Annotated in this window: 20 protein-coding genes, 1 tRNA gene and 1 pseudogene (1 of these 22 cut by a window edge); 12 read left to right on the top strand and 10 right to left on the bottom strand. The window is 59.2% G+C overall.

The annotated features are described in order from the left end of the window. Nucleotides 1-51 precede the first annotated feature (51 nt). Genes ACOQOY_RS10155 through ACOQOY_RS10145 form a run of 3 tightly spaced genes read left to right on the top strand, consistent with a single transcriptional unit; the run spans nucleotide 52 to nucleotide 3,488 of the window. The gene (locus tag ACOQOY_RS10155) at nucleotides 52-1,449 is read left to right on the top strand and encodes a CpaF family protein (RefSeq protein WP_420585311.1); all 1,398 of its coding nucleotides are present in this window, start codon (nucleotides 52-54) and stop codon (nucleotides 1,447-1,449) included. A 12-nt stretch (nucleotides 1,450-1,461) separates the two neighbouring features. Next, nucleotides 1,462-2,490, top strand: a complete 1,029-nt coding sequence (locus ACOQOY_RS10150) for a type II secretion system F family protein (RefSeq protein WP_420585310.1) — start codon at nucleotides 1,462-1,464, stop codon at nucleotides 2,488-2,490. Nucleotides 2,491-2,504: 14 nt separating this feature from the next. Further along, nucleotides 2,505-3,488 carry a type II secretion system F family protein gene (locus tag ACOQOY_RS10145; RefSeq protein ID WP_420585309.1) on the top strand — a complete coding sequence of 328 codons (984 nt, stop codon included), beginning with the start codon at nucleotides 2,505-2,507 and terminating at the stop codon, nucleotides 3,486-3,488. 251 nt (nucleotides 3,489-3,739) lie between these two features. Here the strand turns inward: ACOQOY_RS10145 and ACOQOY_RS10140 are convergent, their stop codons facing one another. Then, complete coding sequence (locus ACOQOY_RS10140) at nucleotides 3,740-4,585, bottom strand: helix-turn-helix transcriptional regulator (protein WP_420585308.1); 846 nt, start codon at nucleotides 4,583-4,585, stop codon at nucleotides 3,740-3,742. Nucleotides 4,586-5,015: 430 nt separating this feature from the next. Here ACOQOY_RS10140 and nadA point away from each other — a divergent pair, with 430 nt between their 5' ends. From nadA to glp, 4 genes are all read left to right on the top strand, one after another. Beyond that, nucleotides 5,016-6,068: a quinolinate synthase NadA gene (nadA, locus tag ACOQOY_RS10135; protein ID WP_420585307.1), complete on the top strand. Its 1,053-nt coding sequence runs from the start codon at nucleotides 5,016-5,018 to the stop codon at nucleotides 6,066-6,068. 8 nt (nucleotides 6,069-6,076) lie between these two features. Then, on the top strand, nucleotides 6,077-7,636 hold the full coding sequence (locus ACOQOY_RS10130) for an L-aspartate oxidase (RefSeq protein WP_420585306.1): 1,560 nt from the start codon (nucleotides 6,077-6,079) through the stop codon (nucleotides 7,634-7,636). After that, nucleotides 7,633-8,481 (top strand): carboxylating nicotinate-nucleotide diphosphorylase, encoded by an 849-nt coding sequence (gene nadC / locus ACOQOY_RS10125; RefSeq protein WP_420585305.1) that lies wholly within the window; start codon nucleotides 7,633-7,635, stop codon nucleotides 8,479-8,481. The genes ACOQOY_RS10130 and nadC overlap by 4 nt, the downstream gene beginning before the upstream one ends. Nucleotides 8,482-8,661: 180 nt before the next feature. After that, nucleotides 8,662-9,906, top strand: coding sequence for a gephyrin-like molybdotransferase Glp (gene glp / locus ACOQOY_RS10120; RefSeq protein ID WP_420585304.1), 1,245 nt, complete (start codon nucleotides 8,662-8,664; stop codon nucleotides 9,904-9,906). Between the two features lie 43 nt (nucleotides 9,907-9,949). On the opposite strand, the gene ACOQOY_RS10115 is transcribed toward glp, so the two are convergent. The 3 genes from ACOQOY_RS10115 to ACOQOY_RS10105 all read right to left on the bottom strand — a co-directional run bounded on the left by ACOQOY_RS10115 (nucleotide 9,950) and on the right by ACOQOY_RS10105 (nucleotide 12,156). Next, a complete protein-coding gene (locus ACOQOY_RS10115; RefSeq protein ID WP_420585303.1) occupies nucleotides 9,950-10,468 on the bottom strand; it encodes a GNAT family N-acetyltransferase in 519 nt (172 codons plus the stop codon). Further along, nucleotides 10,465-11,019 carry a helix-turn-helix domain-containing protein gene (locus ACOQOY_RS10110; RefSeq protein ID WP_420585302.1) on the bottom strand — a complete coding sequence of 185 codons (555 nt, stop codon included), beginning with the start codon at nucleotides 11,017-11,019 and terminating at the stop codon, nucleotides 10,465-10,467. The genes ACOQOY_RS10115 and ACOQOY_RS10110 overlap by 4 nt, the downstream gene beginning before the upstream one ends. Before the next feature lie 120 nt (nucleotides 11,020-11,139). Further along, nucleotides 11,140-12,156 carry a Fe(3+) ABC transporter substrate-binding protein gene (locus ACOQOY_RS10105; protein ID WP_420587232.1) on the bottom strand — a complete coding sequence of 339 codons (1,017 nt, stop codon included), beginning with the start codon at nucleotides 12,154-12,156 and terminating at the stop codon, nucleotides 11,140-11,142. A 247-nt stretch (nucleotides 12,157-12,403) separates the two neighbouring features. On the opposite strand from ACOQOY_RS10105, the pseudogene ACOQOY_RS10100 reads away from it, so the two are divergent. Next, nucleotides 12,404-12,759: pseudogene (locus ACOQOY_RS10100) on the top strand (immunity protein Imm33 domain-containing protein). A gap of 107 nt (nucleotides 12,760-12,866) precedes the next feature. On the opposite strand, the gene ykgO reads toward ACOQOY_RS10100, so the two are convergent. Both ykgO and ACOQOY_RS10090 read right to left on the bottom strand, forming a co-directional pair. Next, the gene (gene ykgO / locus ACOQOY_RS10095) at nucleotides 12,867-12,992 is read right to left on the bottom strand and encodes a type B 50S ribosomal protein L36 (protein WP_008755722.1); all 126 of its coding nucleotides are present in this window, start codon (nucleotides 12,990-12,992) and stop codon (nucleotides 12,867-12,869) included. 91 nt (nucleotides 12,993-13,083) lie between these two features. Then, nucleotides 13,084-13,158: transfer RNA gene (locus ACOQOY_RS10090), tRNA-Val, on the bottom strand. Between the two features lie 150 nt (nucleotides 13,159-13,308). Between ACOQOY_RS10090 and ACOQOY_RS10085 the strand changes: the two genes are divergently transcribed. Further along, nucleotides 13,309-14,169, top strand: a complete 861-nt coding sequence (locus ACOQOY_RS10085) for an N-formylglutamate amidohydrolase (protein WP_420585301.1) — start codon at nucleotides 13,309-13,311, stop codon at nucleotides 14,167-14,169. A gap of 2 nt (nucleotides 14,170-14,171) precedes the next feature. On the opposite strand, the gene ACOQOY_RS10080 is transcribed toward ACOQOY_RS10085, so the two are convergent. Both ACOQOY_RS10080 and pyrF read right to left on the bottom strand, forming a co-directional pair. Then, a complete protein-coding gene (locus tag ACOQOY_RS10080; RefSeq protein WP_420585300.1) occupies nucleotides 14,172-15,425 on the bottom strand; it encodes a DNA polymerase IV in 1,254 nt (417 codons plus the stop codon). A gap of 361 nt (nucleotides 15,426-15,786) precedes the next feature. Beyond that, nucleotides 15,787-16,491 carry an orotidine-5'-phosphate decarboxylase gene (gene pyrF, locus ACOQOY_RS10075; RefSeq protein ID WP_420585299.1) on the bottom strand — a complete coding sequence of 235 codons (705 nt, stop codon included), beginning with the start codon at nucleotides 16,489-16,491 and terminating at the stop codon, nucleotides 15,787-15,789. A gap of 149 nt (nucleotides 16,492-16,640) precedes the next feature. On the opposite strand from pyrF, the gene ACOQOY_RS10070 reads away from it, so the two are divergent. Both ACOQOY_RS10070 and clpB read left to right on the top strand, forming a co-directional pair. Then, nucleotides 16,641-16,961 carry a hypothetical protein gene (locus tag ACOQOY_RS10070; RefSeq protein ID WP_420585298.1) on the top strand — a complete coding sequence of 107 codons (321 nt, stop codon included), beginning with the start codon at nucleotides 16,641-16,643 and terminating at the stop codon, nucleotides 16,959-16,961. A 127-nt stretch (nucleotides 16,962-17,088) separates the two neighbouring features. Further along, a complete protein-coding gene (clpB, locus tag ACOQOY_RS10065) occupies nucleotides 17,089-19,707 on the top strand; it encodes an ATP-dependent chaperone ClpB (protein ID WP_420585297.1) in 2,619 nt (872 codons plus the stop codon). Between the two features lie 57 nt (nucleotides 19,708-19,764). Here the strand turns inward: clpB and ACOQOY_RS10060 are convergent, their stop codons facing one another. Together ACOQOY_RS10060 and ACOQOY_RS10055 are read right to left on the bottom strand one after the other, a co-directional pair. Beyond that, the gene (locus ACOQOY_RS10060) at nucleotides 19,765-20,880 is read right to left on the bottom strand and encodes a class I SAM-dependent methyltransferase (protein ID WP_420585296.1); all 1,116 of its coding nucleotides are present in this window, start codon (nucleotides 20,878-20,880) and stop codon (nucleotides 19,765-19,767) included. After that, entirely contained in the window at nucleotides 20,769-21,584 is an 816-nt protein-coding gene (locus ACOQOY_RS10055; RefSeq protein ID WP_420585295.1) for a cyclase family protein, read from the bottom strand. Before ACOQOY_RS10055 ends, ACOQOY_RS10060 begins: the two co-directional genes overlap by 112 nt. A gap of 238 nt (nucleotides 21,585-21,822) precedes the next feature. Here ACOQOY_RS10055 and msrP point away from each other — a divergent pair, with 238 nt between their 5' ends. Then, nucleotides 21,823-21,986 carry the start of a protein-methionine-sulfoxide reductase catalytic subunit MsrP gene (gene msrP / locus ACOQOY_RS10050; protein ID WP_420585294.1) on the top strand. It continues 739 nt past the right edge of the window, so only the first 164 of its 903 coding nucleotides appear in the window; the start codon lies at nucleotides 21,823-21,825; its stop codon lies beyond the right edge, outside the window.

Raw genomic sequence — 21,986 nt, 5'->3', positions numbered from 1 at the left:
GAAGACTCCTGAGAAATTTGTGACGGTTAGAAAAGTAAGAAGGTAAAAGACATGTTTCGTGAATTCGACAGAACAGGCCGGGTAAGTTCGGACACAGCAAAAGTTGTCCCGTTGGATCCGAAACAATATGCCGAGGATACCCCGGACATCACCGCATTCGAGGCCGAGAAAATGGAAGCCCGCCGTGGGATGGAGCTGGACCGGATCGATCTGAAGGCGCGGATGCACAATTCGCTTCTGGACAAGCTCAATCTGGCCGTCATCGACAAGGTCGAAGAAGAAACGCTGCGTGGTGAAATCGGCAAACATGTCACCGAATTGCTGCGGGCCGAAGGTCGCGCCATGCGCAGCGAAGAGGTCAAGCTGCTGGTCGAGGAACTGATGCACGAGGTTCTGGGGCTGGGCCCGCTTGAGCCGCTGCTGGCAGACCCGACCATCAACGATATTCTGGTCAACGGCCATAAGCAGATTTTTGTAGAGCGCTCGGGCATTCTTGAGCACACCAACGCCCGTTTCCGCGATGAACGCCACCTGCTGCGCATCATCGACAAGATCGTCAGCCGCGTTGGCCGCCGCATTGATGAGCGTCAGCCGTGGGTTGATGCGCGCCTCGAAGATGGCAGCCGTGTGAATGCGATCATCCGGCCCTGTGCGCTGGATGGACCGGCCCTGTCGATCCGTAAATTCTCGCGCGTGCCTCTGACGATGGAGCGCCTGATCAAGAACGAGGCGCTGAATGAGAGTGCAGCGACCCTGCTGCGCGGTCTGGTCGAAGCCAAGATGAACGTGCTGATCTCGGGCGGGACCGGTTCGGGTAAGACGACGATGCTGAACGCGTTGTCCTCTTATATCAGCCCGCGCGAGCGGATCGTGACCATCGAGGATGCGGCGGAACTTCAGCTGCAACAGGAACATGTGCTGCGGATGGAAACCCGTCCTGCCGGTCTGGACGGCACCGGCGCGGTGCAGCAGCGCGATCTGGTTCGCAACGCACTGCGTATGCGTCCCGACCGCATCATCGTGGGCGAGGTTCGCGGCTCGGAAGCGTTTGACATGTTGCAGGCCATGAACACTGGCCATGACGGGTCGATGACAACCGTTCACGCCAACAGCCCCCGCGACGCGCTGTCCCGGGTTGAGCAGATGGTGCAGATGGGCGGGATCGAACTGCCACACGCGGCCATTCGCGCCACCATCGCGTCGGCCATTCACTTTGTCCTGCAACTCAACCGCCTGTCCGATGGTACGCGCCGCGTCACATCCATTGCGGAAATTACCGGGATGGAGGGCGACATCGTCACCATGCAGGACATCTTTGTCTTCCAGCGCGAAGGCAAGGACGAAGCGGGCAACATCCTGGGTCGTTTCAAAGCAACCGGTATTCGCCCGAAATCCAGCGACGCGCTGGCCGCAGCTGGCATCGACCTGTCCAACGTCAAGTTCAGCTAAGGAGGGCAGGTCATGTTCGACGAAATTCGCGCCTATCTGTCCAGCTTCAACCTAGACATTCTGATTGGTCCCGAGTTGGATATCGGAGGCTATGACGCAAGGTTTGCCCTTTCTGTTCTGATCTTCCTTGGCGCGCTGATCGCGTTTGAAGGCATCCGCCAGTTTCTGAAACGCGGTGAGAACCGGGAAGAGGCAATCAACCGCCGCATTCAGATGCTCAATCAGGGCAAATCCGCCGAAGATGTGCTGGAACTGTTGAAGCCGCAGGAAACCAAGCCCTTTATGAAATCCTTCCCCTTTGTGGGGGATCTGCCCGCTGCCCTGGCCGCGGCAGGGCTGACCATGGTGCCAGAGATGTTCCTGCTGGGCTGCGGGGCGGCTTTCTTGATCGTCTCTGTCGGCGGTTCTATGGTGGCCGATCCGCTAACTGTCATTCCGGTCTGCGCCTTGTGTTTCCTGCTGCTGCCACTGGTTTATTTGGGGGGCGTTCTGCGCAAGCGCAAAGCCGACCTGATCAAGCAACTGCCGGATGCACTGGACTTGATGTCTCGGGGTCTGAAAGTTGGACACCCTCTCAACGCCACGTTGCAGAGTGTCGCGGATGAAATGCCGGACCCGATCGGAACCGAATTCGGGCTGGTGGTCGATCAGGTCGCCTATGGCGAAGAATTGACGTCCGCCATCAAAACCATGGCCGAGCGCGTAGACGAGGAAGATATTCAGTACCTCGCCGTGGCGCTGACCATGCAGCATGGGTCCGGCGGTGATCTGGCGGGTGTTCTGAGAACTCTGGCCAGTGTGATCCGGCAGCGCATGTCCCTGCGCAGAAAGATCAAGGCGATTTCCGCCGAAGGCAGGATGACGGCATATATTCTGTCGGGCATCCCGGTCGGCATTGCTGTGGTCATGACAGTCGTGACGCCAGAATATTACGGCGCCGTCTTGCACTACCCGGTGTTCTGGCCGGTGATGAGCATCATCGCAACGACAATTGTGCTGAACGCCATCGTCATGTTCAGGCTTGTGAATTTCCGGATTTAAGGAGGGCATTTAAGATGGAATTTCTGACCACTATGCTCGACAACCCTCTTGTCACTCAGGTTTTGATTTTTGCGGTTGTTATTATCGGTGCGATTATCGCCTTCTTTGGAATCTCATCATCACTGAGTGAGCGGGCCACCGCGGCCGAGCGCATGAATCCCAAACGGTCCCGGCAGACGCTGTCGCGGCTGGTGCCTGAGAAAATCGAAGGCGATGCGCCAACCGGGCTGAGTGCCGCGCTTATTCCCAGCGATGAAAGCCTGCGGTTTGAAGTGGGTCAGGTTCTGGCCCGTGCCGGGTTCCGCAGCAAAAACGCGATTGCCAATTTCTATATGATACGCCTGGGTATGGCGACTTTTCTGCCGCTGGTTTTCTTGGTCCTGATGGCCTGGCAACCGGCCACAAGCGCCGGCGCGCGCATCGCCGAGTATATGTCGGGGCTGAACGCCATGGAGATCCTCAGGAATCTCGGCATCCTCTGTGGGCTTGGTTTCTTTATCCCGCAGCTTTGGATGAATGCCCGGATCAAGGAACGCAAGATCCGCATGGAGAACGCGTTTCCGAACATGCTGGACCTGCTGCAAATCGGGATCGAGGCCGGCATGGGTTTCGATCAGGCATTGCTGAAGGTGGCTGTTGATATGCAAATCGCCGCGCCTGAGATGTCCGAAGAGATCCTGATCGCGCTGAGCGAAATTCAAGCGGGCCGTGATCGCGAAGTTGCGCTGATGCGGATGGCGCGCAGAACCGGCATTGATGAAATGAGTTCCTTCGTCAGCGTCGTGCTGCAATCCACGCGGTTCGGGGTGCCACTGTCGGCTGCACTGACCACCTATGCAGAAGAAATGCGTTCGCTGCGCGAGCTTCGCGCTCAGGAAATGGCGAACAAGCTGCCGGTGAAGATGTCCGCTGTGATGGCCAGCCTGATGCTGCCGTCCATCGCGGGGTTGATCCTGGCCCCGATCGTTATTCGGTATTTCGAGACATTTTCGCAATGACCCCGGCGACCGGTTGCGGTGGCTGCCATCCCCTCGGTGGCGGTCGCCGAACCGGTCTACTGGCTCAGAAAGACTTTTCTCAGAACGGCAGGGGCTGAATGGCTCGCACGTCCTGAAAAGGCCAATGCTGGTTTGAGAAACCCCGCACATTAGTCAGCAAAGGTTTAGCGCCGGAGGCGACGCCAATCTTCTAGGTTTGTGGAAATTTGAGTACGTGCTTCGCGTGGCGAGGTCCTGAAGAAAACCCGCCGTCAGGCGCGCGCCTGATACTGGATTCCGTGCAGAGCCTCGCGTTCTTCCAAAGAGACGAGGCGGCGTGCCAGCATATGAAAGCTGTCTAGCCCGGTTTTGGAATAGACATGCTTCAGATGCGTTCGCACCGTGGCCGGGCCGATACCCAGTTCGGCACCGATAGCCTGCGCTGACAATCCACGGGAAATCAGCACACAGACACGCCACTCGGCGCGCGTCAGTTTGGCTGGGTTCTCCGTGCTCATGATCAAAGCATCTTCAACCGGTCTCTTAAGCTTGACCAGCGACTGACGCGACAGCGCTTCGGTGATCAGGCCGGGGCGGCGGTTGCGGTAAATCTCGGACAGCTCGCCCGCGACAGCTTCAATACCTTCGCGATAGTCACGGTTGCAGTTCCGGCAGAAGTGCAACTCGAGGAAATCAAGCTCGTTGCCGTGGTTGTCCAGGCAGATAAACAGAATATCACGCAGATTCCGGTGGTCGAACCAATCGGTCACAACGGCGGACAAGTCCGAAACGTCCTTACCCTCGTCCAGAAAGCTGAACACCGAGGCGCGTTTGGGCTTGTTCGTGAACGGGCCCAGAATGTCGTTGGTATGCGACAGAAACAGCGGTCGTTTGTTGGATTGATCGCGCGTATCCGCCCGCGATGCGACCCGCTCGCCGTTCTTGTTCAGCCATGAGCGGCTGATCACACCACAATCTGCGCCAAACGCTTCGACAATCGCCGCCAATGCAGCGTCCAGAACGATGCCGCCCTGACTCCACTGAATAAAGCTGATGATGGCCTTTGTGTGTTGCGCGTTAGGAAACCACGCGCGACGTTGCTCTGTCCCCAGATCCATTTTGCACCAATTTATACTCGTACCTAAAAAATTCAGCTCACCTGTTTTCAGGTGTTATGTTTTGACTGCTTTCCAGAGTGCGGAACCTCAACACCTTAAAAATACACAACCGAAAATGAACGTCATCTAAATTGTAGGTAATAATTCTTAATGTGACTATTTTGTTGAAGATGAGGAAACGGTTTCCGGCCCAAACTTTCATTAGGCGCAGTCGTGGAAATTATATCTCGAACAGAGACTTGCGAGATTCTGTTCGGTCGAAAGATGGGGGTGGGGTGCCGTCCCAAGGACGTTCAGTGCTTGTTATGCGGAAGGATAATTCTGCGTACGGTCCGAATTTTGGAATAATCTTCCTGAATGGGCGGTGGTCAATCGTCGCCAAACCCCATATTAACAGCGCCACGAGTCAATCAGGCAGAAAAACAGTCCCGTGTTCGACCTACCAGCGCAGCGCGCGCATCTCTCTGAAAAATACGATCTGACACCTTCGCCCGAGCTTGCCGCAAGCATGAGCGATATCTACGACCGCATGTCCCGTGTGGTTTCGCCCGCTGATTGGGCCATCTACGCGCCTTATGTGAAGGCGATCAATGATCTGAAAGCTGAACGCAACGCGGTCATTCTGGGCCATAACTATATGACGCCCGAGATTTACCACGGCATTTCCGATTTCGGCGGCGACAGTCTGCAACTGGCGATCAAGGCGACCGAGGTTGAGGCAGACGTGATCGTGCAATGTGGCGTGCATTTCATGGCTGAGACGTCAAAGATCCTCAGCCCTCATAAAACCGTGCTGATGCCGGATATGGAAGCTGGCTGTTCGCTGGCCGAGTCGATCACGGCAGACGGCATCGCAGAAATGCGCCGTCGCTATCCCGGCGCTCCGGTGGTGTCTTATGTAAATACAACGGCCGAGGTCAAAGCGGCCTCGGATATTTGCTGCACCTCCTCGAACGCGGCCCAGATCGTCGCCGCGCAGGAAAGTGACACGGTCATCATGACCCCGGATCAGTATCTGGCGCAGAACGTAGCCCGTGACGTGCCGCAGAAGAACGTGGTCTGGTGGGAAGGGTCCTGCATCGTCCACGAACAATACAGCGCCAAGGACCTGCGCGAATTCCGCGAATGGAACCCCGGCACACGGCTGATTGCGCATCCCGAATGCCCGCCGGACGTTGTGGCTGAGGCTGATTTCTCAGGCTCGACCAGCGGCATCATCAAATATGTCACCGATGAAAAGCCGGAAAAGGCGCTGCTGATCACCGAATGCTCGATGGCGTCGAACATCGCGGATGAACTGCCCGAGGTCGATTTCGTCGGACCCTGCAACATGTGCCCCTACATGAAGAAGATCACGCTGGGCAAAGTGCTTTATGCGCTGGATACGATGACCGGGCAGGTTGAGGTTGACGCTGACGTGGCCGACAAGGCGCGTCTGGCGGTGCAACGAATGATCGACCTGTCGCGCCAGCTGGGTATTTGATCCAAGAGATGCAAACCATCGAAACGCCACGTGTGGTCATTATCGGGGCCGGGCTGGCTGCGGTTTACACCGCGTTGAAGCTGGCGCCGCTGCCGGTGGTGATGATCTCACCCGAGCCGCTGGGATCGGGCGCAAGCTCGGCCTGGGCGCAGGGCGGCGTAGCTGCTGCTATGGCCCGCACGGACAGCGCGCAGGCCCATGCGGATGACACCATGCGCGCAGGTGCCGGATCGGTTCTGCGTGAAGTGGCCGAGTTTGTGACCAAGGCCGCACCGGAACACATCCTCGATCTGTCGGAACTGGGCACCGGGTTTGACCGCACGTCCGATGGCGGGTTCGTGCAATCACGCGAAGCCGCGCATTCCGCGGCGCGGGTGGTGCGGGTCAAAGGCGACCAGGCCGGTGCGGAAATCATGCGAGCGCTTATTGTCGCCTTGCGCGAAACGCCGTCGATACAGGTGATCGAGGGAGCGTTGGCGGTCGCACTGGAAAGCGATGGTTCTCAAGTGTCGGGTGTTTATCTGTCCAGCGTCGATGCGCCCAACGGTCAACAGGTGCTGCTGCGCGGGGCCGCGCATGTTCTGGCAACCGGCGGGTCCTCGGGTCTTTATGCGCAAACCACCAATCCAGCGCGCATCCGGGGGCAGGGGATTGGCATGGCCGCCCGCGCCGGTGCGCGCATCGCGGATGCCGAGTTCGTGCAGTTTCATCCCACCGCGATCGACGTGGGCGAAGATCCGACGCCGCTGGCAACCGAGGCCTTGCGCGGCGAGGGGGCCATTCTGATCGACCGCGACGGCCATCGTTTCATGCCGGACATTCACCCTGACGCCGAACTGGCGCCGCGCGACACGGTGGCACGCGCGGTCTATATGCAGGCGGGCAACCGCCCGGCGCTGGACACGCGACAGGCCATCGGGGCCGAGATAGCCGCGCAATTTCCCGCCGTGACCGAAGCTTGCCTGCGCAATGGTGTTGATCCGGTTTGCGATCCGATTCCGGTGACGGCCTCGGCGCATTATCACATGGGTGGGGTGGAAACCGATCTGGCGGGTCGCAGCTCGCTGAAAGGTCTTTGGGCCTGTGGCGAGGCCGCTTCGACCGGGTTGCACGGGGCCAATCGGCTGGCCTCGAACGGGCTGCTTGAGGCGCTGGTTTTTGCCCGGTCCTGTGCGCGGGACATTGCAGCAGGAATCGCCCGACAGGATGCACCTGACGTGGAATTCAGCTTCACCTCCGGCGGTGACCAAACCGATGAACAGGATGTGGCGGCCCTGCGTCGGACCATGACCGAACATGTAGGTGTTGTGCGCGACGAGTCCGGCCTTTGCCACGCTCTGACCGAGATCGCCGCAATTGAAGGGCGGCACGCGCGTTCGGACGTATTTCTGAACATGACCGCCACCGCCACGTTGATCGCTGCTGCCGCGCTGTTGCGCAAAGAAAGCCGCGGCGCGCATTACCGATCCGACTTCCCCGACCTGATCCCCGGTCCCGGCCAACGCTCGGCCCTGACGATGACCGAAGCGCTGGCCCTGCGGGACCGCATTGCAAAGGACGCAGCATGACTTACCCGGCCTTGCCCGACTTGATCCTTGAACCCATGGTGCGGTCCGCGCTGATGGAGGATCTGGGCGCCAATGGCGACGTCACCACCCTGACCGTGATTCCATCGGATGTGACATATGACGCCCGGCTGAACGCGCGTGAAGATGCGGTGGTTTCGGGCATGCAAATCGCGGCGCTTGCGTTTCGTCTGGTCGATCCGACCTTGCAGGTCATCACCCACGTTGCCGACGGCCAGCGTTGTTCCAAAGGGGACACGCTGATGGAAATCAAAGGCAGTGCGGCCTCGATCCTGTCGGGTGAGCGGGTGGCGCTGAACTTTGCCGGTCGCATGACCGGGGTGGCGACCTCAACGGCAGCTCTGGTGGCCGAGACCAAGGGCACGAAGGCCCGCATCACTTGTACCCGCAAGACCACACCTGGTCTGCGCATCGTCGAGAAACAGGCCGTGCTGCATGGTGGAGGGTTCAACCATCGCTTTTCCCTTTCGGATGCGATCCTGATCAAGGACAACCACATCGCCGCCGCCGGAGGCGTGCGCGCGGTGCTTGAAGCCACCAAGGCCCGCGCCTCGCACATGATGAAAGTCGAGATTGAGGTCGACACGCTGGATCAGCTGGCCCAAGTGCTTGAGGTCGGCGGTGCCGACGTGGTCCTTCTGGACAATATGCCGCCCGAAGTGCTGAAACAGGCGGTTGCGCTGGTGGATGGCCGGATCGTGACCGAGGCGTCAGGCAATATCAGCCGCGATACTGTGGCGGCAGTGGCGGCGACCGGAGTGGATTACATCTCGTCCGGGGCGCTGACTCATTCCTACCGCACGGTGGATCTCGGGCTGGATTTCTAGGTTCTTTGCCACGGCGCAGCCTTGGCGTGACGAGTGCTCGCAGACACTGACGCTCCTGCCGAATACTTGGGTACCTTTCGAACCGACGGGCCGGGCAGTGATCTAAATCAAAGACGACGCTGGCGCAGTGCTGTCCACTGCTGTCCGAACCGCGCGGGTTCTGACGACAGGAGGACCAAGATGCCCGATGGATGCGCTTGCGACCGACATTCTCATATGTATCTGACGGTGTCCGAGGCCCTGGCCCGTGGTTTGTCCGCAGCTGACCCGATCCGCGATATCGAAACCTTGCCGCTGATCGACGCCATCGGCCGGGTTCTGGCCGAGGATTGCATCAGCAAGGTGGCCATGCCTGCCTTCGACAATTCGGCCATGGATGGCTACGCCGTTCGCATGGTCGATCTGGGCGAAGGCCCGGCGTTCGAACTGCCAGTAGCCGGGCGTATTGCTGCCGGAGACAGCGGTGCACATGATGCGCCAGCAGGCAGCGCCTTGCGGATATTCACGGGAGCGCCCGTGCCAACCGATTTCGACGCCGTGTTGATGCAGGAGGATTGCGAAACCACAGACGTGGGCATCCGCTTTGCCCGCCGTCCCCGGCCCGGCCAACATATCCGTCGCGCCGGTGAGGATCTGAAGGCGGGGTCTCCGGTCCTGCGGCGTGGTTGCGAGATTAAGGCGCGTGAGGCCGCGGCGCTGGCCTCGGCCGGATACGGCGAGGTGCAGGTCTATCGCAAACTGAAGGTCGCGCTGTTCTCAACCGGCAGCGAGCTGCGGCAACCTGGCGAGGACCTCGCACCGGGGCAGATCTATAATTCGAACCGCTTCATGTTGCGGGCTTTGCTGGATAAGCGGTGGATTTCCCTGACGGATATGGGGCCGATCAGGGACGACCCAGACGTGCTGGAACAAGCCTTGCGCGATGCCTGCGACAGTGCCGATCTGATCATAACAACGGGTGGTGTGTCGGTCGGCGACGAGGATCACATGCCCCGCCTGTTTGCCCAAATCGGTGGCCAGACCGACGTGATGAAAGTGGCAATGAAGCCGGGAAAACCGATCATGTTCGGTCGTCGGGGCGATGCGCTTTACATCGGGCTGCCGGGCAATCCGGTTTCCGCTTTTGTCACCTGGCAGATCATCGGCGCGCATATGATGGCGCGTCGCGCTGGGCTGCACCATGCGCCTCAAACCCCCGAACAGGCCGTTCTGGCCGAGCCGTTGACCCGCCCGGCCGGGCGTCAGGAATACCGCCCTGTGGTGATCGAAGGCTTGACCCCGGATGGCGTCCCGAAACTGCGCCTGATGGCGGCAGCATATAGCGGACGCGTTGCCCTGCTGGCGCAGGCGGATGGCCTTGCTGTGATCCCGGCAGAGACCGAGACCTTGCCCCAAGGACATGCCGTACCGTTTCTGCGGTTCTGAGTGTAACCACAAGCACGTAATCGTCTGGCGCGCCGGTATGCGCCTAACTCAGGGCCTTGTACATATAGGTCGTGGGTTCCAGCCGGTCGTCGAATGGATTTCGACAGTAGTCAGGAATTTCCCCGGCGATCTGAAAGCCGAGGCTTTGATACAGAATGCGCGACGGGTCTGTGCTGCGCGTGTCCAGCACCAGAAGTGTGCGGCCCAAAGCGACCGCGCGGGCTTCTAACGCGGTCATCAACGCGCGTCCCAGCCCGCGCCGTCGCGCCTTTGGGTGGACCAGTAGCTTGGCCACATCGGCGCGGTGCGGCTGGTTCGGCATTACTGCTGGAACCAGTTGTACTGTACCCAGCACACGACTGTTCTCGCATGCGGTGAACAACTCCAGCTTGCCGGACTGTACCTCTGGACGAATCTGAGTTTGCCAGTACGCGCGCGCCTGAGCGTGCGCAAAAGGCAGAACAAACCCGATGCTCGCCCCATCATGAACACAGGCGTGCAGAATGTCCGTGAGATCGTCCACTGCGGCGTCAAAACCCGCCTCATCCAGGCATGAGATCATATCAGCACCAAGAGATACCGCGCCCCGCGAGCGGGCGTGGTTTCAAACCGGGTCGGACCGGAAAGGTGATAGCGCAGGCAGTCACCGCCGCTCAGGTCATGGGCAACCCCGTCCACAGTCAGTGTCAGCGCACCGTCCAACATGATCAGATGATGCTCCTGCCCGGGTTTCGGCGGCATATCATAGGCAATCACCGTACCGGGGGGAAGGTGGCCCTCCAGCACTTCGCCGCTCAGGCCGGTGGCGGGTGGAGAGACTGAACGACGTGTGAATCCGGTTTCCGGGTCGCGCCATTCCGGTTGCCGCTCAAATGGCACCCGGGGGTCAAAACTGTCCTCAACCATCATCAGCAAGCGCGACATGGGCAGACCATAAACCCCGCAGAGCCGCCCGAGCGTTTCCGCCGTTGGACTGACGTCACCCTTCTCCATCCGTGACAGTGTGGCGCGACTGATGCCGCTGCGTTCGGCCAATTGATCCAACGACCAATTGTGACGGCGACGCAGTTCGCTCAGACGGGTTGCGAGGCGGTTTGAGAGGTCATCCAGCATTGTTCACATACGAGAGGAAAGATCATATATGGAAGGATAGGCAAAAAAATTTGGATAATACAATAGAAAAAGGCGCGGAATACTCCGCGCCTTTCCGACTGCTCAAAGATTAGGCCCGGATTACTTCCAGCCAACCTCGTTGAAGATTTTCTGCGCCTCGGGGATGTTTTTGGCGACCTCGGACAGGTTCACCTCATCCGCTTTGAACTCACCCAGAGCCTTCACGGATTCTTCCAGCGCAACACCTTCGACAGCGGGGAATTCGTCATTGCCAGCCGAGAAGTATTTCTGTGCCGAGTCACCTGCCAGATACTCAAGGAACAGGATCGCATTGTCCTTGTTCGGTGCGTTTGCCGCGACACCTGCGCCCGACAGGTTCATATGCGCGCCAGTGCTGTCCTGGTTCGGAAAGACCCAGCCGATCGAGTCGATATCTGCGGACACGCCCTTGACGTCTTTGCGGATAGCGCGGGCAAAGTAATAGGTGTTCGACACGGCGATGTCACACTCGCCCGAGACGATGCCGCGCAGCTGGTCGGTATCACCACCCTGCGGTTCACGCGCCATATTGGCGACGATGCCTTCGGCCCATGTCTTGGCAGCCTCGGCACCGTCATGGGTGATGATCGAGGCCAGCAGCGTCTGGTTGTAGGTGTTGCTGGACGACCGGATGCAGACCAGACCCTTGTATTCCGGCTTTGCCAGATCGGCATAGGTGGCCGGCGGGTTGGCTACGTTTTCCTTGTCGAAAAAGATGATGCGGCCACGCTGCGAAAAGCCGAACCACTGGTTGTCGCTGTCTTGCAGGTTGGCGGGGATACGCTCTTCCAGAACGGCGCTGTCGACGGCTTGCAGGATGCCCGCGTCCTTGGCGCGTTCCAGACGCGAGGTGTCGACGGTCAGCAGGATATCGGCGGGCGAGTTCGCGCCTTCGGCTTCCATCCGCGCGATCAGCTCATCGGCTTTGCCTTCGATGCGGTTGATGGTGATGCCGGTGGCCTCTTCGAAGTCGCTATAGAGGCGCTCGTCAGTGTCATAGTGGCGCGAGGAATAGAGGTTCAGCTCGCCCTCGGCGGCGGCGGAAGTTGCGATCAGGGCCGTCAGAGCGGCGGCAACACAGGTAGAAGATTTCAGCATCATGTGTCCCAACATTGAAAATCGTGACGGGAATAACCCGACTGATTTGGTCAATTAAACGATTATGAGGGGGATGCAAGGAAATCCGACAAAATTAGTTGGTCAAATGGTCGCCATCTCGACTGGCTGGTCTGTTAGATTGGAGATTCGTACAACTTGGAGGCTATTCGAGTAATGTCTGCTTTGAGCCCAAAGATGCTTCAATTTTGGAAATGGATAGTGTCGCGAGACAACGGGAGTGTAAATCTTGAAACAGAGTATTCGACAAGCGCAAAAGCTAGTCTGTGCGGACTTTGACCTCAAAGCTTGCGAAGCGTTCGATGGCGACAAAGTAGGTGTTTCTCAAACTGCATTAGAAGGGTTGATGCCATTGAACGGGCTTCGCCATCCGCCGACATCAGGTGTAAGTGGTTGGTATCTTTGGGGTGGAGTAGAGCTTTCAGGTGCTGCGGATTTTTTAAGCCGGTTCATCTCGCTCACCTTGAAACCAGTTGCGAACTCAGTCTTAAGTTTCTACTGCTTCCACCCGGCTGGCGCTTCCTCACTGACGGAACTTACGAGGATGTCTGGTTCGATCCGGCCTTACTTGAAATCGAAGACTGAAAGCCTCTTGAAACTCTAATGCCCGTTTCGTCCGCCTGGCAGCCATTTCCACAAGCAAAAGAACCGCACCCAAAGGCGCGGTTCTTTCAAATAGGTATGTGCAGTTCTTAGCCCTGGCGAGCTTTGAACTTGCGCTGCGTCTTGTTGATCACGTAGACGCGGCCTTTGCGACGCACAATCCGGCAGTCGCGGTGCCGGTTCTTGAGCGAGCGGAGCGAGTTCTTGACCTTCATGGGTCTGTCTCCAATCTGCGGCGCCTTCATCAAAGACGTGGCCAGCGCCTGGGTTAGTCGGGTGCCCCGGAAGCCCGGAACAGTGAAACGATGGTGGGCGGTACAAGGATCGAACTTGTGACCCCTTCGATGTCAACGAAGTGCTCTACCGCTGAGCTAACCGCCCACTTAAACCTTTGCGTTGCCCTGCCCCATAACGAAATGGGGCGCGGAACCCCGCGCCGGTAGCGGGGTCTATAAAAGGAGTCGCAAAGGGGTTCAAGGGGTTTGGCAGAACTATTTTCCGGTCTATGTTCGATGCGAACAAGGAGTCACCATGCCGAACGCGCCCTATGTACTGGATATGCCCACCAGACGCACGTCTTGTGTGGTGTTTTCGTCTCCGCATAGTGGCCGAAACTATCCTGATGCGCTGATGAATCGGACTGTTCTCAGCCGCAATGTGATTCGGTCCTCAGAGGATGCCTTTGTGGACCAGCTGTTTTCTGCGGCGACCGCCTTCGGTGCGCCGATAATCTCGGCGACGGTGCCGCGCGCCTATCTGGACCTTAACCGCAGCGCGGACGAGCTGGACCCGGCGCTGATTCAGGGCGCGCGCCGGTCCGGGCATAATCCACGCGTGGCCTCGGGGCTGGGGGTGATTCCCCGAGTGGTCGCAAATGGCCGCGCGATTTACCGCGGCAAGCTGACGATGGATGAAGCGAGCCTGCGCATCGACACCTGCTGGCGTCCCTATCATGCGCGTATCAAATCCCTGCTGGCCGAATCGCACGAGGCTTTCGGTCAGGCCATTCTGGTCGATTGCCATTCGATGCCGCATGAGGCGGTTGTCATGGCGCGTAATTCCCACACCAAACGGCCGGATGTTGTGCTGGGCGACCGGTTCGGCGCTTCGGCCTCTTCGGAAGTGGTGGATTTGATCGAAGCGGCTTTTGCCGCGGCCGGGTTGAGCGTCGCCCGCAATGCACCTTTTGCCGGAGCATATGTGACCCAGACCTATGGCCGGCCGGGTCGCCAGCAGCACGCGATTCAAATCGAGATCGACCGCGCGCTTTATATGGACGAAGCAAAAGTCGAGCCGAACGAGAACTTTGCCGCGTTTCAGGCGCTTTTGCGTGACGTGATTTCCGAGATCGCTGAAATCGGCTGCGAACCTCAGCGTCTGGCGGCGGAATAGTCTCAGCGTAGAGAGCGGCCCTTTACGATAGCATCGGTGCCAAACCGACGCCGGATTTCATCGGTGGCGCGCTCGGCCTGTGACCGTTGCGTGGCCCCGGGGTCCAGCAGATCGCCCGAGATATCGGCCTGCGTTTCGGGGCACAGATCGGACAGCCCAACCCCCAGCAGGCGATAGGGGCCTTCGTTCCCGACCTGATCGAACAATCCGCGCGCCGTGCGGTACAACCGGTCGGCCATTTGGGTGGCATCGCGCAGGGAAACGCGCCGTGTGATGATCTTGTGGTTGGCTTTCTTCAGCTTCAGTGTGACGACCCGCCCGGCCAGCCCTTTGGCCTTGGCACGGTCGGCCACCTTTTCCGACATGCGCCACAGATACCCATCCAGAATATCGAGGCTGGCGGTATCCTCGAAGAAGGTTGTCTCGTTGCTGATGGATTTCATCGGCTCATGGGCCGACACGCGCCGTTTGTCCTGTCCGCGTGCCAGATGCCACAGCCGATAGCCCATCGCGCCGAACCGCGCCGTCAGCGCCTCTTGGTCCCAGCGCAGAAGGTCCGAAAAGGTGCGGATGCCCGCACGTTCGAGCGATTCCTGCGCCGCAGGGCCGATACCCCAGATCAGGCGCACAGGTTTATCATGCAAAAACTCCGCCGTTTCCGCCTTGCCGATCACGGAAAATCCACGTGGCTTGTCCAGATCCGAGGCGACCTTGGCCAGGAACTTGTTATGGCTCAGCCCGATTGACCCGGTCACGCCCAGCTCGTCCTTCATCCGTTTGACCAGACGCGCAAGCATCACGGCGGGCGGAGCGCCGTGCAGCCTTTGCGTGCCGGACAGATCCATGAACGCTTCGTCCAGCGACAGCGGCTCGACCACAGGGGTCAGCTCATCCATCATCTTGCGGATCTCGCGCGATACTTCGGCATAGACGGACATGCGTGGCTTGATCACCACCGCCTCGGGGCAGAGTTGCAACGCCTTGAACATCGGCATCGCCGACCGCACCCCTCGGATGCGCGCCACGTAGCAGGCGGTCGAAACCACGCCGCGTTTGCTGCCCCCGACGATTACAGGTTTATCCGCCAGTTCGGGGTTGTCGCGTTTTTCGACCGAGGCATAGAACGCGTCGCAATCCATATGCGCGATGGTCAGATCGAACAGTTCCGGGTGGACCTTGATCCGCGGGCTGCCGCAATTGGGACAGCGCCGTTCGTCGGCCAATATGGTCAGGCATTCTCGGCAGAGACCGGGCATGACGTTTTCCCGCCTTTCGTGCGATCCAATCCGCGATGCCTTTATAGCAGCCCCGGTCGCCGCGCAAAGTATCTGCGGCCACGGTTTAAGGTTATCTGTCCGAAAGAAGACCCCCCGCGAAGAAGCGGGGGGAGGTGACGAACCACAGGAAGAAGAAATGGTTCGCGGGGAGTATCACGGGTTTAGAATCGCTCAAAAACGCGGGTTTCGATAGGACGCAGGTCACACATGCAAAACTCGTGTTTTCCATGTGTGTTTTGGGGCACAGGGACGATTTGGCGCGGCGAAGCCAGAAAGTGACGTTAGGTCAACCAGTTGCAGGTGTTTTTGGCCCGAAAAGCCGCCGATTTCGCCCGATCGCCTAGTGACGTGTCAAGGAATTTAACTCGGCCAGAACGGCCTCTGCCGCCGCTTTTGGGTCGTCGGCCTGATAGATCGGGCGGCCCACAACGATGTGATCGGCTCCGTCCCCTATGGCGCTGGCCGGAGTGGCGACCCGTTTCTGATCGCCCAGAGCTGCCCCTGCCGGGCGCACTCCGGGGGTGACGATCAGGCGACCTTCGGCCTGGGGCAGGGCGCGGATCAGGGCGGCCTCTTGTGGGCTGGCGATGACGCCATCGGCCCCGGCCTCAAGCGCGCGGGCGGCGCGTTCAACCACCAGATCCTGCACGTCGCCGTCTTTCAGCAGGCTGGCGTCCAGATCATCGCGGTTCAGCGAGGTCAGGATGGTCACGGCAAGGATTTTCAGGTCTTTGCCCGAGGCGCCCTCTTTTGCGGCGCTCACCACATGAGGGTCGCCATGCACGGTCAGGAAATCCAGATCGAACTGCGCCAGTCCCCGCACGGCGTTTTCGACCGTGTTGCCGATGTCGAACAGCTTCATGTCCAAAAAGATGCGCTTGCCGTGGTCCTGTTTCAGCTCATTGGCCAGCGCCAGCCCGCCGCCGGTCAGCATACCCAGCCCGATCTTGTAAAAGGACACTGCATCGCCCAACCGCTCGGCCATGGCCAGACCTTGCAAGGCGTTGGGAACATCGAGGGCAACGATCAGGCGGTCATCGGACATGGGGGGCTCCTTTTTGGCAAACGTGTGCCTCCTAACGGGTTCCGCGCGTTCTGTCCATGCAAGACAGGTGCGTGATCGAGATCAATCGCCCGCGGGCGGACTGTGCTATGGTGCGGATCATTCAGATATTCATAGCCAAGGGGGAAGTTATGAAACCGCTGACAGTTTCCGGGATTTTATTGGCTGTGGCCGCGTGCCAGCCGATGCCGTTACAGCCCGAGGCCGCAGACAGTGTGATCAGATCGCCGGTCAACAAGGATCTGCGTCTCATGCGCGGGTACCGGTCCACGGATGACGATTGTCAACTGACCGGTGAAAACGCGTTTACAAGTGATTTTCTGGATGATGCGGCTGACCTTGTGTCCTGTCCGACCGGCAGTGATGCCGCGCAATCACTCGAAGAGATGTACGGCGCGCGATATATGGCCGAATCCGGGGGTTACACGGTCTATTCAGTTCCCCGCAGATAAGGGCGGAAACCGTGTCTTACCCTCTTGAACCGGCAAAGATATTTCCCAGATTGAATGTGAGGCTTCGACCGACGCGTGCCGCCAAGCGGGCGTGTCACACTGGGGCGCTTGAGAAAAGGAGAATAAAATGGACTTGAACAAGTTCACCGAGCGGGCACGAGGTTTCGTGCAGGCGGCGCAGACCATTGCGATGCGCGAACAGCATCAGCGACTGACGCCCGAACACTTACTTAAGGCATTGATGGACGATGATCAGGGGCTGGCCAGCAATCTGATCACACGCGCAGGCGGCGCGCCAAGCCGCGTTGTGAACATGCTGAATGCGTCGATGGCAAAAATTCCGAAAGTCAGCGGCGATGCGGCTCAGGTTTATCTGGACGGTCAGACCGCCAAGGTTCTGGACGAGGCCGAGAAGATTGCAACCAAGGCAGGCGACAGTTTTGTTCCCGTTGAACGGATTCTGATGGCTCTGTGCATGGTGAAATCCAAAGCCAAGGACGCTTTGGAAGACGGCGCAGTGACGGCCCAGAAACTGAACGAAGCGATCAACGATATCCGTAAGGGCCGAACCGCCGATACCGCATCAGCGGAAGAGGGCTATGACGCGCTCAAGAAATATGCGCGCGACCTGACCGAAGCGGCGGCTGAAGGCAAGATTGACCCGATCATCGGGCGGGACGAGGAAATCCGCCGCTCGATGCAGGTTCTGTCGCGTCGTACCAAGAACAATCCGGTTCTGATCGGGGAACCCGGGGTCGGTAAAACCGCGATTGCCGAAGGCATGGCCCTTCGCATCGTCAATGGCGACGTGCCGGAGTCGCTGAAGGACAAAAAGCTGCTCGCGCTCGACATGGGGGCGCTGATTGCAGGCGCGAAATACCGTGGTGAATTCGAAGAGCGCCTGAAGGCCGTTCTGACCGAAGTGACCGAAGCCGCCGGTGAGATCATCCTGTTCATCGACGAGATGCACACGCTGGTCGGCGCGGGCAAATCCGATGGCGCGATGGATGCGGCCAACCTGATCAAGCCCGCGCTTGCGCGGGGGGAGCTGCATTGTATCGGCGCGACCACTTTGGATGAGTACCGCAAGTACGTTGAAAAAGACGCGGCCCTTGCCCGCCGGTTCCAGCCCGTGATGGTGCAGGAGCCGACGGTCGAGGACACGATCAGCATCCTGCGCGGCATCAAGGAAAAGTACGAATTGCACCACGGCGTTCGCATCTCTGACTCCGCGCTGGTCTCTGCGGCGACGCTGTCGCATCGCTATATCACCGACCGCTTCCTGCCCGACAAAGCCATCGACCTTGTCGATGAAGCCGCGTCGCGTCTGCGTATGGAGGTGGATTCCAAGCCGGAAGAACTCGATCAGCTGGATCGCCAGATCTTGCAAATGCAGATCGAGGAAGAGGCGCTGAAGCTGGAAGACGACGCGGCCTCCAAGGACCGTCTGGAAACCTTGCAAAAGGATCTGGCTGATCTGCAGGAGCAATCCGCCGAGATGACCGCCCAATGGCAGGCCGAACGTGACAAGCTGGCTGGAGCGCGCGATCTGAAAGAGCAGCTCGACAAGGCAAGGGCTGATCTGGAGATCGCAAAGCGCGAAGGCAATCTGGCGAAAGCGGGTGAGCTGTCTTACGGCGTTATCCCTGAGCTTGAGAAAAAGCTGACCGAGGCTGAAAACGCCGAAAGCAATGCCATGATGGCTGAGGAAACGGTGCGACCGGAACAAATCGCATCCGTGGTCGAACGCTGGACGGGTATCCCGACCTCGAAAATGCTGGAAGGTGAGCGCGAAAAGCTGCTTCGGATGGAAGACGATCTGCATTCCCGCGTGATCGGTCAGGATGCGGCAGTGACAGCCGTGGCCAACGCCGTGCGCCGTGCGCGTGCCGGTCTGAATGACGAGAACCGCCCACTGGGCTCGTTCCTGTTCCTCGGCCCGACCGGCGTGGGGAAAACCGAGTTGACCAAGGCCGTGGCGAACTTCCTGTTCGACGACGACAACGCGATGGTTCGTATCGACATGTCCGAGTTCATGGAGAAACACGCGGTCGCCCGTCTGATCGGTGCCCCTCCGGGCTATGTCGGTTATGACGAAGGAGGTGTGCTGACCGAAGCAGTGCGGCGCCGTCCCTATCAGGTTGTGCTGTTTGACGAGGTCGAAAAGGCGCACCCGGATGTCTTCAACGTGCTGCTGCAGGTTCTCGATGATGGCGTTCTGACCGATGGTCAGGGCCGTACCGTGGACTTCAAGCAGACGCTGATCATCCTGACGTCGAACCTTGGCTCTCAGGCGCTCAGCCAACTGCCCGAAGGCGCGGACAGCGCGCAGGCACGGCGCGATGTGATGGACGCGGTCCGGGCACATTTCCGGCCGGAATTCCTGAACCGTCTGGACGAAACCATCATTTTTGACCGGCTCAAGCGCGCCGACATGGATGGCATCGTCGATATCCAGATGGCACGCCTGCAAAAACGTCTGGCCGCCCGCAAGATCGAGCTGGCGCTCGACGATGGTGCCAAGGAATGGCTGGCGAACGAAGGCTATGACCCGGTCTTCGGTGCCCGCCCGCTGAAACGCGTGATCCAGCGCGCCCTGCAGAACCCGTTGGCCGAGGCTCTGCTGGCTGGCGAGATCAAGGATGGTGAGACGGTGCCGGTGACTGCTGGTTCCGATGGTCTGATCATTGGCGACCGGCTGGGCACATCGGATCGACCCCGCCCGGATGATGCTGTGGTGCATTGATCTGAAAAGAAAGGCCCGCATTGCTGCGGGCCTTTTTGCCTGTGAGGTGACAATCCTTTAGCCGGGCTGCAACTGAACAAGGGAAAACGAAGAGGCGTCCAGAGAGTCCATTGGAAAATCCATTGTCTCTGGTCCCAACCCAAATTCAGCCAAATAACCTTCGATCCCTTTGCGCCCAAATATGTGTTCCAGCACAGAAAACCCCTGCTCGGCCGCGTAGGCATCAACCTCATCAGGAGCGATGTTGAAGCGAAAGGGTTCACCAACCCCGGCTACGGAATTACCGATGCTGTCGACCTGCTGTTGCGCCTGCGAAGCTGCTGCAGTCGATGCGTATGTCGTTAGGAAACGCGTATCTCTCGAGCCGTTCGAACGGATCATCGCATAAACATCTGCAACTTCTGGCGGCGGCACGTATTCCAGCGATACCTCGGCGATAAAGATCGTGCCTTGATCGTGGTCATAGCCAAGTGATCGCAGCTTATCGAGCGTTGTCTCACGTGCAAAATCCACCGCTGTGTAATGGATGTTGGGCGGCGTACCGAAATTGGAACAAACCAAAGATCGCTTGGCTTCGATGGTCTCGGGGCGGTCGACTTCAAACACGGGTATGCGGTTATGACTGTTGGACAATCTCAGGCCCAGCGTATCTAGGCCCGCTCCAAGAATGACGATCTGACTTGCGCCATGCGCGATTGCTGAAAGAGTCCGGCTTTGCATGAACGTCTTGCGCCACAGAACCGACGCGACCAGCCGCCGCGCGACGCCTCGATCATCTGCAAACTTGAGAACGGCGTCCCAAGCGGTCGCCTGGTTCAGGACTTCGGCCCCTTCGACAGCTCCGTCGCGAAATAGCTGTTCGGCAAAAGGGTCATAAAATACGCGTCGGTATGTAGGGTTGCGATTCACAAGAGCACAAAACGCACAAACGCCAAGGGCGGTTCGACTTAAACCGGGAATTGCGCTTTGCGGAACGTAAAACAATTCAGCCTCGTCGCGGTTGCTTTCGTCAAAATCGGGCTCAACAAAAAGGAAGACCCGCCAACTTGGCGGGTCGTTCTTTATATCAACGCAAATATCCGCGCTGGGCCGCCGGTGCCGCCTTTGTGCTTGGGCGCGCCGATTACCAGTGTTGATCCGGACGCAGGCACGCGGTCCAGATTGGCCAGACATTCGATCCCGAACCGACCCGAGGGCAGCCAAGCATAATGGGTGGCGAAATCGGCAGACATGCCGTGGTCCAGAGACAGCGTATCCACGGCAATCGACCGTGCGCCGGTGTCCTCCATCAACATTTGCGCGGCCTCGACGTGGAAGCCGGGATAGTGCTGGGCTTCGCCGTCGAAATTGCGGAACGCATCCGTTGCAGTCTTGCCGCCCCAGCCCGAAAGCATCGCCACGCAGGCCCCGTCAGGGATATCGCCGTTTGCCGCGATCCAGGCTTTCAAGTCATCGGGGGTGACACGGGTATCTGCATCTTCGGCCGCGCGTGCGGCGATATCCACCACGCACAAAGGGGCGACCAGATCGCCGACCGGGATCTCATCGACCGCGGTGCCATCTGCGGAAAAATGCAGCGGTGCGTCAATATGCGTGCCGGTATGTTCGTTGATCGACAGGTTGAACAGGTTGAAGCCGTGCTCGGCGAAGTTAAAAGCCTGATCGGCGGAAATACCCGGTTCACCACCCCAGGTCGGGAAATCGGGGCTGAGCGTATGGGTCATGTCCTCGACGCCGCCGTGACCTGCTGCCAATGCGGCGGGTGCTGCCGCTCCTGTCGCCACAGCTGCGACGCCCGAGGCCGCTGCTGCCGTGAAGAAACTCCGCCGCGACAGCATTTTGTCTTTGACGGCATTCATTACGCAGATGTCACACATTCGTCTTCTCCTACTGAGGGTGTTCAGGCATTGGGATGGTCGGGCCACCCTTTCTTTGTCCGTTTCACGTGCTGTCCAGCCTGCATTTTTGGTGCCCGCGTTGTAAAGGGTGGGGCAAACCGGCGGGTTTATGGCCCATACGTTACAGTCCGTTCGCTCAATCGTTACGCCTGTTTCGTTGGCTCTGTGCTATCAGCACCCTACCTCATACCCGAGGTTTAACCTGACGGAGACTTAAATGGCGCATCGCTGGACCAATACATTGACACATGCAGACGTTACCCCCCGGGCAGCGTTTCTGAACCGGCGGCAGGTGATGGCCGGGCTGGCGGGTGTCGGACTGGCGGGGCTTGCGCGGGGTGCATCGGCGCAAGAGGCGTTGGAGCCCAACAGCTGGGAAGA

The organism is Ruegeria sp. (genome assembly GCF_965221235.1).
Classification (GTDB): domain Bacteria; phylum Pseudomonadota; class Alphaproteobacteria; order Rhodobacterales; family Rhodobacteraceae; genus Ruegeria.
The sequence above is the reverse complement of the archived record's forward strand: the minus strand, read 5'-3'. Positions and strand labels throughout refer to the sequence as shown.

Bases quoted from the DNA above. Each gene is read 5' to 3' on its own strand.
- ACOQOY_RS10060 (WP_420585296.1), bottom strand. From the start codon at position 20,880: ATGTCTGGCCAATCTGGACCGCGTGCCTGCGTCCGGATCAACACTGGT.
- nadC (WP_420585305.1), top strand. From the start codon at position 7,633: ATGACTTACCCGGCCTTGCCCGACTTGATCCTTGAACCCATGGTGCGG.
- glp (WP_420585304.1), top strand. From the start codon at position 8,662: ATGCCCGATGGATGCGCTTGCGACCGACATTCTCATATGTATCTGACG.
- ykgO (WP_008755722.1), bottom strand. From the start codon at position 12,992: ATGAAGGTCAAGAACTCGCTCCGCTCGCTCAAGAACCGGCACCGCGAC.
- ACOQOY_RS10150 (WP_420585310.1), top strand. From the start codon at position 1,462: ATGTTCGACGAAATTCGCGCCTATCTGTCCAGCTTCAACCTAGACATT.
- ACOQOY_RS10140 (WP_420585308.1), bottom strand. From the start codon at position 4,585: ATGGATCTGGGGACAGAGCAACGTCGCGCGTGGTTTCCTAACGCGCAA.
- pyrF (WP_420585299.1), bottom strand. From the start codon at position 16,491: ATGTCCGATGACCGCCTGATCGTTGCCCTCGATGTTCCCAACGCCTTG.
- ACOQOY_RS10105 (WP_420587232.1), bottom strand. From the start codon at position 12,156: ATGCTGAAATCTTCTACCTGTGTTGCCGCCGCTCTGACGGCCCTGATC.
- clpB (WP_420585297.1), top strand. From the start codon at position 17,089: ATGGACTTGAACAAGTTCACCGAGCGGGCACGAGGTTTCGTGCAGGCG.
- ACOQOY_RS10070 (WP_420585298.1), top strand. From the start codon at position 16,641: ATGAAACCGCTGACAGTTTCCGGGATTTTATTGGCTGTGGCCGCGTGC.
- ACOQOY_RS10085 (WP_420585301.1), top strand. From the start codon at position 13,309: ATGCCGAACGCGCCCTATGTACTGGATATGCCCACCAGACGCACGTCT.
- ACOQOY_RS10080 (WP_420585300.1), bottom strand. From the start codon at position 15,425: ATGCCCGGTCTCTGCCGAGAATGCCTGACCATATTGGCCGACGAACGG.
- ACOQOY_RS10155 (WP_420585311.1), top strand. From the start codon at position 52: ATGTTTCGTGAATTCGACAGAACAGGCCGGGTAAGTTCGGACACAGCA.
- ACOQOY_RS10145 (WP_420585309.1), top strand. From the start codon at position 2,505: ATGGAATTTCTGACCACTATGCTCGACAACCCTCTTGTCACTCAGGTT.
- ACOQOY_RS10115 (WP_420585303.1), bottom strand. From the start codon at position 10,468: ATGATCTCATGCCTGGATGAGGCGGGTTTTGACGCCGCAGTGGACGAT.
- ACOQOY_RS10055 (WP_420585295.1), bottom strand. From the start codon at position 21,584: ATGTGTGACATCTGCGTAATGAATGCCGTCAAAGACAAAATGCTGTCG.
- ACOQOY_RS10110 (WP_420585302.1), bottom strand. From the start codon at position 11,019: ATGCTGGATGACCTCTCAAACCGCCTCGCAACCCGTCTGAGCGAACTG.
- ACOQOY_RS10130 (WP_420585306.1), top strand. From the start codon at position 6,077: ATGCAAACCATCGAAACGCCACGTGTGGTCATTATCGGGGCCGGGCTG.